16 protein-coding genes and 2 pseudogenes are annotated in these 13,132 nt (G+C 46.5%); 2 read left to right on the forward strand and 16 right to left on the reverse strand.

What is annotated here, in order from left to right; translation table 11 throughout:
- Positions 1–376: 376 nt before the first annotated feature.
- Positions 377–640, forward strand: a pseudogene (locus tag ACTHO6_RS16295) (bifunctional metallophosphatase/5'-nucleotidase); the annotation flags it as partial.
- A gap of 294 nt (positions 641–934) precedes the next feature.
- Here the strand turns inward: ACTHO6_RS16295 and ACTHO6_RS16300 are convergent.
- The 15 genes from ACTHO6_RS16300 to ACTHO6_RS16370 all read right to left on the reverse strand — a co-directional run bounded on the left by ACTHO6_RS16300 (position 935) and on the right by ACTHO6_RS16370 (position 10,052).
- On the reverse strand, positions 935–1,510 hold the full coding sequence (locus ACTHO6_RS16300) for a class I SAM-dependent methyltransferase (protein ID WP_198827731.1): 576 nt from the start codon (positions 1,508–1,510) through the stop codon (positions 935–937).
- Between the two features lie 5 nt (positions 1,511–1,515).
- On the reverse strand, positions 1,516–2,610 hold the full coding sequence (locus tag ACTHO6_RS16305) for a sensor histidine kinase (RefSeq protein ID WP_440242821.1): 1,095 nt from the start codon (positions 2,608–2,610) through the stop codon (positions 1,516–1,518).
- Positions 2,600–3,286: a response regulator transcription factor gene (locus ACTHO6_RS16310; protein ID WP_440242822.1), complete on the reverse strand. Its 687-nt coding sequence runs from the start codon at positions 3,284–3,286 to the stop codon at positions 2,600–2,602. Before ACTHO6_RS16310 ends, ACTHO6_RS16305 begins: the two co-directional genes overlap by 11 nt.
- A 105-nt stretch (positions 3,287–3,391) precedes the next feature.
- A complete protein-coding gene (locus ACTHO6_RS16315) occupies positions 3,392–3,781 on the reverse strand; it encodes a DUF302 domain-containing protein (RefSeq protein ID WP_440242823.1) in 390 nt (129 codons plus the stop codon).
- Between the two features lie 70 nt (positions 3,782–3,851).
- Positions 3,852–4,223 (reverse strand): rhodanese-like domain-containing protein, encoded by a 372-nt coding sequence (locus ACTHO6_RS16320; protein ID WP_440242824.1) that lies wholly within the window; start codon positions 4,221–4,223, stop codon positions 3,852–3,854.
- 9 nt (positions 4,224–4,232) lie between these two features.
- Entirely contained in the window at positions 4,233–4,499 is a 267-nt protein-coding gene (locus tag ACTHO6_RS16325) for a metal-sensitive transcriptional regulator (RefSeq protein WP_015256540.1), read from the reverse strand.
- A gap of 64 nt (positions 4,500–4,563) precedes the next feature.
- Complete coding sequence (locus ACTHO6_RS16330; RefSeq protein ID WP_440242825.1) at positions 4,564–5,043, reverse strand: DsrE/DsrF/DrsH-like family protein; 480 nt, start codon at positions 5,041–5,043, stop codon at positions 4,564–4,566.
- Positions 5,044–5,233: 190 nt separating this feature from the next.
- On the reverse strand, positions 5,234–5,458 hold the full coding sequence (locus ACTHO6_RS16335) for a sulfurtransferase TusA family protein (RefSeq protein WP_015256538.1): 225 nt from the start codon (positions 5,456–5,458) through the stop codon (positions 5,234–5,236).
- Positions 5,459–5,492: 34 nt separating this feature from the next.
- The gene (locus tag ACTHO6_RS16340) at positions 5,493–6,632 is read right to left on the reverse strand and encodes an MBL fold metallo-hydrolase (protein ID WP_440242826.1); all 1,140 of its coding nucleotides are present in this window, start codon (positions 6,630–6,632) and stop codon (positions 5,493–5,495) included.
- Between the two features lie 18 nt (positions 6,633–6,650).
- The gene (locus ACTHO6_RS16345; protein ID WP_440242827.1) at positions 6,651–7,049 is read right to left on the reverse strand and encodes a DsrE/DsrF/DrsH-like family protein; all 399 of its coding nucleotides are present in this window, start codon (positions 7,047–7,049) and stop codon (positions 6,651–6,653) included.
- 27 nt (positions 7,050–7,076) lie between these two features.
- A complete protein-coding gene (locus tag ACTHO6_RS16350; RefSeq protein WP_440242828.1) occupies positions 7,077–7,655 on the reverse strand; it encodes a sulfurtransferase TusA family protein in 579 nt (192 codons plus the stop codon).
- A 4-nt stretch (positions 7,656–7,659) separates the two neighbouring features.
- Positions 7,660–8,007: a rhodanese-like domain-containing protein gene (locus ACTHO6_RS16355; protein ID WP_198827739.1), complete on the reverse strand. Its 348-nt coding sequence runs from the start codon at positions 8,005–8,007 to the stop codon at positions 7,660–7,662.
- Positions 8,008–8,018: 11 nt separating this feature from the next.
- Positions 8,019–8,804, reverse strand: a complete 786-nt coding sequence (locus ACTHO6_RS16360; RefSeq protein WP_440242829.1) for a sulfite exporter TauE/SafE family protein — start codon at positions 8,802–8,804, stop codon at positions 8,019–8,021.
- Between the two features lie 76 nt (positions 8,805–8,880).
- Positions 8,881–9,201, reverse strand: a complete 321-nt coding sequence (trxA, locus tag ACTHO6_RS16365) for a thioredoxin (RefSeq protein WP_019007357.1) — start codon at positions 9,199–9,201, stop codon at positions 8,881–8,883.
- Between the two features lie 164 nt (positions 9,202–9,365).
- Entirely contained in the window at positions 9,366–10,052 is a 687-nt protein-coding gene (locus ACTHO6_RS16370) for a class I SAM-dependent methyltransferase (RefSeq protein WP_440242830.1), read from the reverse strand.
- Positions 10,053–10,482: 430 nt separating this feature from the next.
- Between ACTHO6_RS16370 and ACTHO6_RS16375 the strand changes: the two are divergent.
- Positions 10,483–11,965: pseudogene (locus tag ACTHO6_RS16375) on the forward strand (IS1182 family transposase).
- A gap of 145 nt (positions 11,966–12,110) precedes the next feature.
- On the opposite strand, the gene istB reads toward ACTHO6_RS16375, so the two are convergent.
- Positions 12,111–12,878, reverse strand: a complete 768-nt coding sequence (istB, locus tag ACTHO6_RS16380; protein WP_023555282.1) for an IS21-like element helper ATPase IstB — start codon at positions 12,876–12,878, stop codon at positions 12,111–12,113.
- Between the last annotated feature and the right edge of the window lie 254 nt (positions 12,879–13,132).

A 13,132-nucleotide genomic window follows, 5' to 3' on the forward strand; every position in this document is an offset into this window, starting at 1 on the left:
TAGATGAGGATAACGTTCCTTTTTAAAGAAATGATTAAGCTATGGGTAAACCCCTAATTCGTACAAAATCAAAGATCACCGGGGACAAACCGGTTATGTCACTACGCAGAGCCGGTACATATCCGTGGGGGGGTTACTTTTCCGGCGAAACTGCGCAAACCGCTGCCGGAACAGCCAAAAACGTGACTGAAGCCAGTATGAAATATTTGGGGGCGCCTTTCGAATTTGGTTCCTGTCGCTCCGATAACCGGACTCTCGATTGCTCGGACTTTGTCAGACAAGCGATTAAAGATGGGGCAGGCTTCATCCTTGGGGTAATCGATAGCATTGATTTCGTCAAGTCTTTTCCACGGACCCGTTTCAGCAGAAAGGCGGATATGTATTGCGAACTTCCGGTGTCATCATGGCTTATAAACCATATAACCCCAAAGGACGGCGAATCGAACATTTTCTCGTTCAAAATAAACCGCTTAAACCGGATGCCATATACCGAATTGTCAGTGCCGGCGAACAAATCCTTGGGCAATATCAGTCTGTCAAGAAACATTCAGGAATTCATGCCCATGATGCGATCAGGCACTTTTTTCAGGCCCATCAAACCATTGAAATTCATGATACGCCCCGCATTTTCAGTATTTAGCGGTTATGTGCACAAGCACAGGCAACCTCTGGCATGATGCCTTGCGAAACGCATGCCGTTAGAGATCAGTTTTGGCAAAATGATGAATGTTAGACTCAAAAATCCTACCTGAACGAATTGCGAACGGCTTCAGAGGTTTGATCGGCTACAGTAGCGGCATGTTGGGCAACTTCATGAATGGAGGACGTCAGTTGTTCACCAACCGCAGCGGCATGCAACCAACGGACCGGCAGCCTTTCTAGGCTTTTGGATCATATGCCTACCCGTAGTCATTATCCTCCATGATTTTTTCCCTTATTTCGTTTTTCTTGCAACAATAAGATAGTGCTGATCGGAAGGATAGGTCAGTTTTTCAACCAGGAGGCCATTCTCATCAAATGCTTTTGCCAGTTCATTGGATTGTATTCGATGATGGAGAGGAGGACCTTGTACCGTTTGTTTTTTCTCCCATTCGATACATAATACTTTTCCACCCGGCTTTAGCACTCTGCTCATTTCTTGGAGTCCTTTTTCCAAAGGTTCTACTTCGTGTAAGACGAATGAAGCGATCACATGGTCGGCGATTTGTCCTGTCAAGGGAATATGCTCAATGGCTCCTTCAATTAACTCGACATTGTCAAGTTTTTGCTCCTCCACACGTTTCCCCAAATATTGCAACATTTGCGGTTCCACGTCCAAGGCGTAGACTTTGTTCCGGGTGAGACTTGCCGCCGGTATGGTAAAGTACCCGGTACCTGCGCCCAAATCAATCAGAATGTCGTTATCTTGGATTTCCAGCAACTCCAATAGCTTGTGTGGTGGCAGCAATTTACGCCGTTCCGGGTTGTCCAGTTTCTTCATATGTTCAGGTTTAAATCGGCGTTCTGTCATGTTTCTTAACCACCTTTATCCATTTTTATGGGGAGGGTAACCCAAAACGTATGCTTGCGGCCATCCGATTGCAATCCGACTTTTCCGCCGAACCGTTCCACAATTTCTTTCACAATCGCAAGACCCAGCCCCGTACCGTACCTGTCTTTTTCCCGGTGTCTTGACGGATCAACGCGATAGAACCGCTCAAAAACCAAATCGCAGGCTTCTTCCGGTATAGGCTCCCCCATGTTGGATACCGTGATACGGTATTCTGTTTGTTCCCTTTTTCCCGTAATCCTGATCTCTTTCCCTGTATTGTACATGAAAGCATTCTTGAGCAAATTGTTCATGACCTGCTTGATTCCGTCTTCCTCGCCAAGAACGACGCACTCTTGTATGGAGGCGTCCAATAAGACACCCTTTTTTTCGCTTTCCAACTGAAAAGCCTGAATCGTTTGTTGCAGCAGTTCATGGATTTTGATTTCTGTCTGATCCAGACTGATATTCCTTCTGGCTTCCCAGACCGTCAAATGATGAAGTTGTTCAACGAGCCGGGTGAGGTACTGAGCTTCTTCAAGCAGGGATTGGTACAGTTCACGGTTGCCTTCCATGACACCACTGGACAACGCCTCCAAATAGCCGTTTAAGTTGCTCAGAGGCGTACGCAATTCATGAGATATATTGCTTAGAAGACGTTTCCGGTTTTCTTCCGTACGCTTCAGCTTTTTTGCCAGTTCATTGAAATGTTGGGTAAGCTGACCGATTTCATCATGAGATTTGGGTTCGATGGGCTTTGGGTAATGTCCCTCGATCATGAGTCGTGTCGATTCTGTGAGCCGTTTTAAAGGAGAAAGTATTTTTCTGATAAACATATAATGAATGACGGCGGCGACCAAAATGGCCAAAACACTGGCTCTCCATAAATAAAACTCCATCGTTTCATTGAAGAATCTGCTTTTTTCCTCGCCGACAAGTTCATATTGGGCTACTACCATACAAGCAAAATCTTTTACCGATACCCCTGCGAGCCAGATCACAACAGCGATAACCAGGCCGTTGACCATTATGAGTTTCATCGTCAAATGCTTTCGCCAAAACATCCCATGTTTAATATGCATGAAATCGATATCCCATCCCTCTTATCGTTTCAATAAAACGCGGAGCCCCGCCCATTGCTTCAAGCTTTTCACGGAGCTTGCTAATATGGACATCCACGGTCCTGTCGATTACCGAACGTTCTTCATTCGGATACAGTTCTTGTAATATTTGTTCTCTTGACAATATTTGATTCGGATGCCGCATCAGAAAGTATAGCAGTTTAAATTCGTGCACCGTCAGCGGAATAAGCTCTCCGTTAAACTTCACTTCTCCTCTATGAGGTTTCAGCGTTAAACCCCTGTAGCTGATTTTGCTGCAACGATTGGCCGTTCTGCGCAGGACGGTTTCCACCCTGGCAACGACCTCCCGCGGACTGAAAGGTTTCGTGATATAATCATCCGCCCCTAATTGCAACCCCTGAATTCGATCCGCCTCATCCACTTTGGCCGTCAGCATGATGATCGGAATATCGCTTTTCATGTCGCAACGGATCCACTGACAAAGCTCTTCCCCGCTTTTGTGCGGAAGCATGAGATCCATAATGACAAAGCAGGGATCGAGCTTTTCAAAGAGCTTCATTCCTTCGGCGCCGTCCGCCGCCAACAGGATCTCGTATCCTTCTTTTTCCAGATATATTTTCAGTAACTGTCGGATTTTGGCGTCATCTTCAACAATCAGGATCGTTTTGCCCTTCATTCCTCTAACACCCCCTAAACACCTGGCTGTTTGTCCGAGAATAACAACCATTTGTTAAGATGCGTTAAAGAAAAAACCAATGAGATGAACTCATCGGTTTTCATATCATGGATTCGCAGCCCGATTGATGCATTTCATCAATCGGGCTTCCACGTCGGCAGCAATACCCATCAGAGCATCATCCTCCAGCATATTCATGAATGCGGTCGGTTTCGGCATGCCGATTTTGGTCTTTCCGTCCGCTTCATATACGACAATTTTACATGGCAAGAAGTACCCGGCCAATACATTTTCACTAATGACTCTGTTCGCTTCTGCAGGATTGCATACCTCCAAGACCACGTACTCGCGCTCGAAATCAAATCCTTTTTCCTTCAGTTTTTCACGAAGATTAAACCGCCATAGCACGCCAAACTGTTCTTCCTTTAAAGATGTTTCCAAGGCGGCAATGGCATTCTGAACGCTCGTTGTTGTTTCTGCCGTATAATGAAACATAACCGTTCCCCCAGTCAGTGTATTCCAAATCCTAACGATAGTATGGTATCTTTTCCGGAAAATAACTCGTCTATTTCGCCAGAGGTCTGTTCCAGGCCATAATCCCACCGTTCAAGTGAGCCACATTACGGTATCCGTTCCGGCTAAGGATCCTGCCGGCTTGTTTGCTGCGCATCCCACTGCGGCAGTACAAAAAGACGGGGCTGTCTTTCGGAATCTCGGAAAGTCTTGTTCGCAACTGACTTAACGGAATGTTGATCGCTCCCGGAATGTGTCCCTGTTTAAACTCATGAACTTCCCTGACGTCAATCATCCTTTGACCTTTCGATTCCGTTTTGAACTGCTCGGCATTCAGATTTCGCAACCCCTTCACCGGGGCAAACTGCTTGTAAACAAACCACGATACGAGTAAAACCATGATTGCGTAAAGGTAAGGTTCCAATGAACTCACCTACCTGCTTTTGATCAATAATTCGACAGCTTCCTGAACCAGTTTGCCGGTATCTTTGCCGGCCTCCTTCTCTTCCAGGATGCACTGTTCCAGATTGACTGCCACGATATAGGCAATGGCTTTGTCCACTGCACTTCGGACAGCCGAAAGCTGGCTCACCACATCCTTGCAGTTTTTCTCTTCCTCCATCATTTTCAGTACGCCGCGAACTTGTCCTTCCACGCGGCGCAGCCTTCTTTTGACGTCCTCATCATATTTCATCAGCATGGAATATCCCCCAATCACGAATACGTGTATAGGTATATTATACCCTAAATCCGGGGAACCGGCCTTAAATGAACAAGTTTACTTTCGCTTCTGCAGCATCCCCCAAATAGGTTGCAACACCGGCATAATCGATCCCGTCGATCAGTTCTTCTTTCTTTAGTCCAAGCAAATCCATGGTCATCGTGCACGCGACAAGCTTGACTCCCTGTTCCCGGGCAAGCTCAATCAATTGCGGCAGGCCGAGCGCGTTGTGCTTCTTCATGACATGTTTGATCAGTCTCGGACCGATTCCGGCAAAATTCATTTTGGAAAGTCCCAGTTTATTCGCTCCGCGCGGCATCATTTTGCCGAACATGTTCTCGAGAAACCCTTTCCTGACGGAAACAGGCTGATCTTTGCGAAGCGTATTCAACCCCCAAAAGGTGAAAAAGACCGTCACTTCGTGACCATATGCAGCCGCTCCATTCGCGATGATGAAGGCGGCGATCGCTTTGTCCAGATCGGCGCTGAACAGAATAATGGTGGTTTTTTCTTTTTGGCTCATACGATCATCCTTTCTTTTTGGCTTATACAGGTATGGGTATCGAATTTGCAAATAAAATGAGTCATACTTGGCGCATAACCTTGTTTTGAGCAAGTTATATAATGAAGACTTGAACTCAGGCCGGTGATTTCGAATTGGCAAACGTTGATGTTGGAAGGAGATGCGGTTAGAACCGCATCTCCTAAAAAACTTACCCTTTCTTTACGATAAACTTAAATACACCGTTGTCTTCTTTTGCCTCGATCAATTCATGGTTGGTCTGTCTTACCCATGCTTGAAAGTCGTTCATGGAACCTTTGTCGGTTGTGTGCAATTCCATGATTTGACCAGATTGAAGCGAATCGATGGCTTTCTTTGCTCTGACGATCGGCATCGGGCAAGCCAAACCTTTTGCGTCGACAAAAATGTCCGTCATGCTTGAAACCTCCTCTTCGTTTTTCCGTGATGTTTTATCCGCGATGGTGCACCGCGCAGCGGTTCGGTCCGATCTCGAGTTCAATGGCTTTTTCCGCATCTACCTGAAGTTCTCCCCGGTTGATGGCCACAATTTCCTCGAAATTCGGCGGTTTCTCCATGGAAACCGCGCCGGCCACTTGTTCTGTAAACGATTCTTTATCGGCGTTGCGCATAATTTCGTTATTCCCGCGAATCTCTCCGAGTGTGGCCCCGACAATCCCGTTATCGTTGATTTCCTGAATGTCGGCATAGTGAGCTGGAAGAACGAGACAATCATCCGGAAGATTGCTCAGCTTGTTGAATACGGTATCGTACAGATCCATAGCCCATTCTTTTGCTTTTCCTCCTAGATCAGGTCTTCCCAAACCGCCGACAAAGATGGTATCGCCGGACATCAGGAACCGGTTGTTAATCAGGAAGGAAGTTGATCCGGGAGTATGGCCTGGAGTAGGAATCGCCAAGACCTCCACGTCAATTTCTCCGACTCTGATACGGTTATGCCGATCAAGCGGCTCGAACTTCAGATTCGTATCCTTTACCTCCCCGGAAGAGATGTAGTAGGTCGCGCCGGTTTGTTCGGCAAGCTGCAAACCTCCGGAAATATGATCGGCATGAAGATGAGAATCCACGACATGTTCAATCTTGAAATGATGCTGCTTTGCCAGGTCAAGGTATACATCGACCTTTTGATTCGGATCGATGATCATGCCTTTCCCTTCCGAAATGACCGCATAGGAAAGGCAGCCTTTAGCCAAACGGTTGATTTGAATGATTTTCATTTTTTCGTCCCTATATACGGTGGTGGGATAGTAAAACTGGCTCCAGGCAAGCATTCCGCCTTTTAACGACCAGGTTTTATACCCTTTTTCCATCAACATTTCCGCTACATAATCGGAAGCGCCGCCTTTCGCGCAAACAACGACAATTTCCGTATCCTTCGGCAGTCCCGCGTACACCTGCTCATCCTCTTCCAGAAAGTTAAAGTACGGAATGTTCATGGATCTCACTTTTTTGCCTTCAATTTTCCAATCATTGTAATCCGTCTCGTTCCTTACGTCGAGAATCAAGATGTCTTCACCGGAATTCATTTTGCGGTGAAGCTCTTCCGCCGTAATCGAGAGAACTTTTTCCATCTTTATTCTCCTTTCCTGTTAAAAGTTCAGCGTCACCTGCGCGTCGAAGGCAAAATCCAAAAATGCCGCCGCGCCGCCAAGTTCAACTCCATCGATAAAGTGATCTTTTTCCAGTCCCATCACGTCCACCGTCATTTGGCATGCGATCATGCGTACTCCGGATTCTTTCGCCATGTCCAGAAGCTGCGGAACGGTGGGAACGTTGACCTTCTTGAAGCCTTCCGCCAGCCCTTCGTTGCCCGGTCTGAGCTTCAATATTTGTTCCGCATCTTTATGAATGATGGACAGCCCTTCAAAGGTGAAAAAAATCGCCACTTCCGCGTCCAGCGCCGCAGCCGCCGTTGCAATGTTCAATGCTTTATATGCGGTCTCCAGACCCGGAGAAGACGCGATAATCGCCACTTTTTTGTTTGCCATATTTCGATCTCCTTTCTTTGAAGTTTTTCATTCGTCGCTTTCTGTGGCTCCCTGCCACTGGGACATGCCCGGCACCACATTTTTCACTTTGGAAAATCCGTGCTCGGCAAGAATTTGGCAGGCCATATCGCTGCGGTTTCCCGTACGGCAAATCACTGCGTACTCTTTGCCCGGATCCAACTGACTTATTTTTTCCTCCAGTTGTCCCAAAGGTACGGATATGGCGCCGGGAATGTGCCCGAAGACATATTCCGCAGGTTCGCGAACATCCAATACGATGATGCTTTCGCCGGAATCCATTTTTTGGTTTAATTCCTCGTTGCTCATGGTGTGAGGGAATTTGACTTCCGCTTTTGTTTCGTTGTTGGAGGCTTTTCTCAAGAAATGGCGGAAAACCCTGTTCTCTTCGATAAGACCGATGTATTGATGGCCGGTGCGTTTGGCCCAGCTCTGCAAATCCGCGACAGATCCCTTATCGGTGGCCCGCACTTCGAGGACTTCCCCCGGCTTCATTTCTTCCATGGCTTTCTTGGTTTTTACCACCGGCATCGGACATGACAATCTTTCACATTCAAGGACACGATCCGTTTGGATTTCTCTGCTCACAACATTACCCCCCAGTATAGCATGGTGATTTTCCGTATTCGATATTCCCGGTCCATTCGATCATGCCGCCTTGCATATTGACGACCTTATAACCCATGGATGCCAGATATTCGCATGCCAGGGCGCTGCGGTTCCCGCTTCGGCAGATCACAATCGTTTCTTCGCCCGGGTTCAGTTCCTTGTGTCTTTCCCCAAGTGAACCTAAGGGAATATGCTTTGCGCCGGGAATATGTCCCGATTCCCATTCGTCGTGCTCCCGCACATCCAACAGATTCAGCTTTTCCCCACGTTCCAGCCGTCTTTGTACTTCCTGGGGGAGAATGTTTTTCGTATAGGTTCCGGACACCTTCATCCACTCCTTGTTTACATCAAAATATCCACCCAAATCTTAATGACCGTTGCCGTGATGAGCGCGGCGAGAATCCATTGCAGCACCTTCACTTTCATTTTCTTTCCAAGCTTGGCGCCGAGCGGAGAAGCGACAATGCTCGCCACAACCATCACCAGGGACGGAATCAGAAGCAAGTGACCGCCCATCACTTTCCCGACCGTGGTACCGATCGAGGAAATGAACGTGATCGCGAGCGATGAGGCAATGGCCACACGGGTTGGAATCTTCAGTACGACCAGCATGATCGGGACCGTGATAAAAGCGCCGGCCGCACCAACGATCCCCGACAGGAGGCCCACAGTCGCCGCGGCAATGACCGCGACAGTTGTGTTGAAGCTAACGTTGGAATAGTCGGTTCTGTCCGTTTCTTTTTTTGGCATAAACATCATGACCGCCGCAACGAGCGCCATAACGGCATACGTCAGGTTAATCGCGGAATCGGGCAGAAATTTCGAGCCGTAGCCGCCGATAAAACTTCCCGCAATAATAGGAATCCCCATGGCGATGACGAGCTTCTTATTGATAAACCCGCCTTTGCGGTAAGCAAACATTCCGGCTAGCGTAGCAAAGAACACCTGGACCGCACTCACTGAGGAAACTTCTTGCGCGGTAAACGCCGCGAAACCAAGCAGCGGGGGAATATACAGCAGCATCGGATATTTAATGATGGAACCGCCGATCCCGACCATTCCGGAGATCATGGAACCGACAAAACCGATCGCGAATAATGTGATGACCCAACCTACATCCAGTTCCATAAGACCCCCCTTTCGTTTGTATGATTCCGATTTTTGTTACTTCAATATACCTATAGGGGTATTTTGAATTAAAAAATTAATTTGCATATTGCATGATCAATGCTTTCAGTTTATTTAGCGGCTGGACACCGACAAAGGTAGTGGTTTCTTTCCCGTTGACAAAGAGTTTCAATGTCGGGATGCCTTGAATATGGTGTTTGATGGCGGAAACCGGATTTTCATCCACATTCACTTTTACGATGACGGCCTCTTTGTCCGCTTCTGCAGCCAATTGATCCAAAACCGGGGCCATCATGCGGCAAGGTCCGCACCACGGAGCCCAAAAATCGACCAGAACGACTTTGTTATTCCTGATGATCTGATCCAAAGTATTGTCCGTTGCCTTTATTGCTGCCATAAAATCGTCCCTCCTTGTGATTTTCATATACTAATACCCCTATAGGTATAATAAATCGTTCTTGCCTTTTTGTCAATGCCAAATTGACGAAAGGACCGCCCCAAAGGCAGTCCTATTGTTCCTTCTTTCGTTGTTACTTCCCAACGATTCTCTCCTTTTTTAACTTATTTATTCCATCTGACAACGATAAAACCGGCTTGATTTTTTGCGGCGGTTCGGGAAAGCTTCTTTTCCAATTCAAGCGCTTGATTTTCATTTTCGAAATTTTCCGGGGTTACGAATAATCCATAGTCCAAAGAGGCAAAATGTCTTGTTTCCCAAGATACGATCGTTTGTTCCGAATAAAAATGTGCATGGGCAAAAACGCTGTCGGGATTATCTTTTCCCTTTTGCGAATAAGTTCTTCCCCAGTAACTTTCCTTGTTGATCAATCCGATCACCAATCGTCCGTCTTTTTTTAATACCCGCAGCGCTTCCGCAACGACTTTCTCAGGATTCTCAACAAATTCCAAAACAATATTGCCAATCACAAGATCGAACGTTTCACGGTCAAACGGAAGTCGGTTCATGTCCGCTTGAATCCAATGGATTGCAAGATCTTCCCTCTGTGCTTTTTCCTGTGCTTTGGCCAGCATTTCCGAGGACAGATCGATTCCGGTAACGTCAAGTCCCTGTTTCGCCAGCCATATGGTGAAAATTCCCGTGCCGCATCCCAGGTCCACTGCTTTTTCTCCCACTTGCGGCTGCGCACTTTTGGCTATCCATTCTTTTTCCACTTTGTCGACAAACGAACCCAGTGGAGTGTTGCACCAGTTATCATAAGTGGAAGCTTCCTGATCGAACAACGCCATGATCGCTCTCCCTTTTCTTATTCCAAGGCCTATCCTTATCAGAGAGTCCTGCAAAAGTCCACCTAATATCTGTAAACCGTAACCCTAGTGCCCTTAGGTACTGGGGTTTTAATTATCGAGAATGTAGCTGTAGTGGGGAGAAGCATGTTTCCGATCTGCGCTCCGGTCTACGTCCTGCAAGGATGTGAAACTGTCCGCTCCACAGCGATCCCGGGGGAAGCGCAAAACGGCGCGCAGCTCCGGGGTTTACTCATAGATTGCGCTTCTGTTTCCCCGGGCTCGCTGTTCCGCTTTGCTGGACTCCGCCAGTCGCTCCGCCTGGAAACATGCTTCTCCTCCGAAACAGTAGGTTTTCAACAGGCTGAAACCCAATGCCCCTTCGACACTGGGTTTGTTGTACAATGAAAAGAAAACGAAAGAGTTGGAACCATTGCTACAGCCCTCTAAACAAATCACGGCATCCTTCCATGCCGAATTATATAAACTGATTCCCGCGGATCACCCATTACGTAAAATCAATGAAATCGTAGATTTCACATTCATTCATGAGTTGGTTCGTTCCTCTTATTGTGAGCATTACGGAAGACCTGCTAACGAACCCGAACTCCTGTTTCGTCTATTGTTTTTACAAGTTCTCTACAATCTTTCGGATGAACGCATCATTCAGGAAACGCAGGTAAACCTCGCTTATAAGTGGTTTTTAGGTTTAAATCCAGAAGATACCCTTCCTGACCCCTCTCAATTATCCCGCTTTCGTAATCATCGGTTAGGGGCGGGAGCCGTGGATGAGGTGCTTAAATCAGTTGTACGTCAGTCCATCGAAAAAGGACTTGTGAAGTCAAAGACGATCATCATGGATTCCACCCATACACTGGCAGCTTCGCAAAAACAAAAGCCGCTTGAAGTACTGCGGGATGCGGCGAAGCGCTTATTCCGTGTTGTGGTGAAAAAGCATCCAAAACTCGAAAAGAAACTCCCACGGTTACCGGAGTTGAAGAAAGATCAAGAGGATGCTGAGAAGATCATGCTTCACTACTTGGCGGAACTTGGAGAGACTGTCGAGACTTTGTTACCCGATCATGAGGGTTCCATCTCGGAGAAGGTCAAGATCGCCAAGGCCATCGTGGAAGACGAACGTCTCCTCGCCAATAAAGGTATTATGTCGGCCATTGATCCAGATGCACGCTTTGGATGGAAGAGCAATACGAAATCCTTTTTTGGCTACAAAGAGCATATTGCCATGACCGAAGAAGAAATCATTACGGCTGTGGAGGTCACCGGAGGAAGTACGGATGACGGAAAACAATTCAAACAACTTTTGAACCAATCGCTTGACGTAGGAATAGAAGTACAAGAAGTGATTGCTGACACCGCATATTCGGGTAAAGATAACTTGGACGAGATGAAAGCCAAGAAGATTCAACCCGTCGTCCCACTAAACCCAATCGTACATAACGGAGGGCTAAGGCAAGAAGGTTTTGAGTACAACAAGGATGCAGACTTTGTTATTTGTCCGGCAGGACAACATAGTATCCGAAAGGCTGTCCAAGGAAGCAAGAGTGGCAAAAAGTCGTTCTCTCGTTTTCTACTTCGATACGGAGAAATGTAAGACATGCCCACTTAGGGAAGGCTGTTTCAAACCAGGAGCGAAGAGCAAGACCTACTCCATCCGGATCGTGGCGGAAACCTACAAGGCGCAAATCGAGTTTGAAAACAGCGATACGTTCAAAGAACGTATTCGTCGCAGATCGATTATTGAGCACAAAAATGCTGAATTAAAAAGGTATCATGGGATGACCAAGGCCAAGTACCGTGGTCTCTTTCGTATGCGAATACAGGCAATACTTACGACTTTCGTCGTAAATGTAAAACGGATGATAAAATTGACAGAAAAAATGCAGCCCGCCTCTTAAAGGAGAATGGGCTGCATTTTTCGTTAAAGTCCTTTTTTGTAAAAAATAGTGTGGGTTACCCGATCCGCAAACCTCAAAAGAGGTATTTTGCAGGACTCTCCCAATCTGGTGTAACCGTCAAGTAGTTTTGAACACTTTTTGCTCATTAAGATTGAACACTTTTTTCTCCGAAAATAGAGCTCCTGTATTTGATTCTGTAGCTTTCTTCGTTTAGTTGGATCACTTCCACTCTGTGAAGCAATCGATCTAATATAGCCGTCGTAATTCCTTGATCACCTATTAATTCTCCCCACTGTTCGGGTCCTTTGTTGGATGTTAATATGATTGAACTTCGTTCATACAGGTTGTTTATGAGGTGGAAAAATAGGTTTGCCTCCCTTTGATCCATTGCCATATACATGAGATCATCAATAATGACCAAATCGGATTCGTTTATTCTTTTAAGCTGCGTTTGTGATTTTGTGAGGTACTCTTGGGTTTTCAATAGATGGATCAACTCTCCCATGGTTGAAAAGGTAACTTGAAAACCCTTTTGTATCGCTTCTAACCCAAGTCCAATTGCAATGTGGGTTTTGCCCACTCCTGGAGGACCAAGAAGGATCAGATTGTACTGTTGTTCTAGCCAATTCAGTTCCTTCAACTGTTTGATTTGGCGGGAACTGATTGACTTTTGCTCATCGATCTGAAATTCATCCAAGGTCTTTTGATAGGGAAACTTGGCCCATTTCAATCTCCTCTCCGCATTTTTTGCTTCTCTCCGTTTCAATTCATAGGTTAAGAGTTCTTCTAGAAATTCCTGATAGGTCCAAGAGAATTTTTCAGCTTTACGAAGGAATTCAGGCAGTTCATTGGCTGTCTCCGCCATCCGAAGATGGCGGAAGTAATTTTGCATGGTCTGTACGGTGCTGTTCAACGTCAAATGCCCCCTAGTATTTTTAAATATTTATCCATTTCCCTCGTTGGTGAAGTGGCTTGTAATGCGGAGAGGTTGCGGAAGTTGCTTGGTATTGCTTGATCGAAACGAGGTTCTGAGGAGGGCTTGGTATCTTTTAGTCGGGAAAGGTGCTGTGCAACATCCCGGAGGTCATTTCTCTAAAGCCCCAAAATTGGATTTGAGTTATCACCCCTTATCTTGTTAATCTGGTATCAGAAGAACAGAGGGGGATT

The organism is Brevibacillus sp. SAFN-007a (assembly GCF_051967035.1).
In the GTDB taxonomy this organism is placed as follows: domain Bacteria; phylum Bacillota; class Bacilli; order Brevibacillales; family Brevibacillaceae; genus Brevibacillus.

Coding starts and splice junctions, on each gene's coding strand:
- ACTHO6_RS16300 (WP_198827731.1), bottom strand. CDS start 1,510: ATGACAGAACGCCGATTTAAACCTGAACATATGAAGAAACTGGACAAC.
- ACTHO6_RS16305 (WP_440242821.1), bottom strand. CDS start 2,610: ATGCATATTAAACATGGGATGTTTTGGCGAAAGCATTTGACGATGAAA.
- ACTHO6_RS16310 (WP_440242822.1), bottom strand. CDS start 3,286: ATGAAGGGCAAAACGATCCTGATTGTTGAAGATGACGCCAAAATCCGA.
- ACTHO6_RS16315 (WP_440242823.1), bottom strand. CDS start 3,781: ATGTTTCATTATACGGCAGAAACAACAACGAGCGTTCAGAATGCCATT.
- ACTHO6_RS16325 (WP_015256540.1), bottom strand. CDS start 4,499: ATGCTGATGAAATATGATGAGGACGTCAAAAGAAGGCTGCGCCGCGTG.
- ACTHO6_RS16330 (WP_440242825.1), bottom strand. CDS start 5,043: ATGAGCCAAAAAGAAAAAACCACCATTATTCTGTTCAGCGCCGATCTG.
- ACTHO6_RS16335 (WP_015256538.1), bottom strand. CDS start 5,458: ATGACGGACATTTTTGTCGACGCAAAAGGTTTGGCTTGCCCGATGCCG.
- ACTHO6_RS16340 (WP_440242826.1), bottom strand. CDS start 6,632: ATGGAAAAAGTTCTCTCGATTACGGCGGAAGAGCTTCACCGCAAAATG.
- ACTHO6_RS16345 (WP_440242827.1), bottom strand. CDS start 7,049: ATGGCAAACAAAAAAGTGGCGATTATCGCGTCTTCTCCGGGTCTGGAG.
- ACTHO6_RS16355 (WP_198827739.1), bottom strand. CDS start 8,007: ATGAAGGTGTCCGGAACCTATACGAAAAACATTCTCCCCCAGGAAGTA.
- ACTHO6_RS16360 (WP_440242829.1), bottom strand. CDS start 8,804: ATGGAACTGGATGTAGGTTGGGTCATCACATTATTCGCGATCGGTTTT.
- trxA (WP_019007357.1), bottom strand. CDS start 9,201: ATGGCAGCAATAAAGGCAACGGACAATACTTTGGATCAGATCATCAGG.
- ACTHO6_RS16370 (WP_440242830.1), bottom strand. CDS start 10,052: ATGGCGTTGTTCGATCAGGAAGCTTCCACTTATGATAACTGGTGCAAC.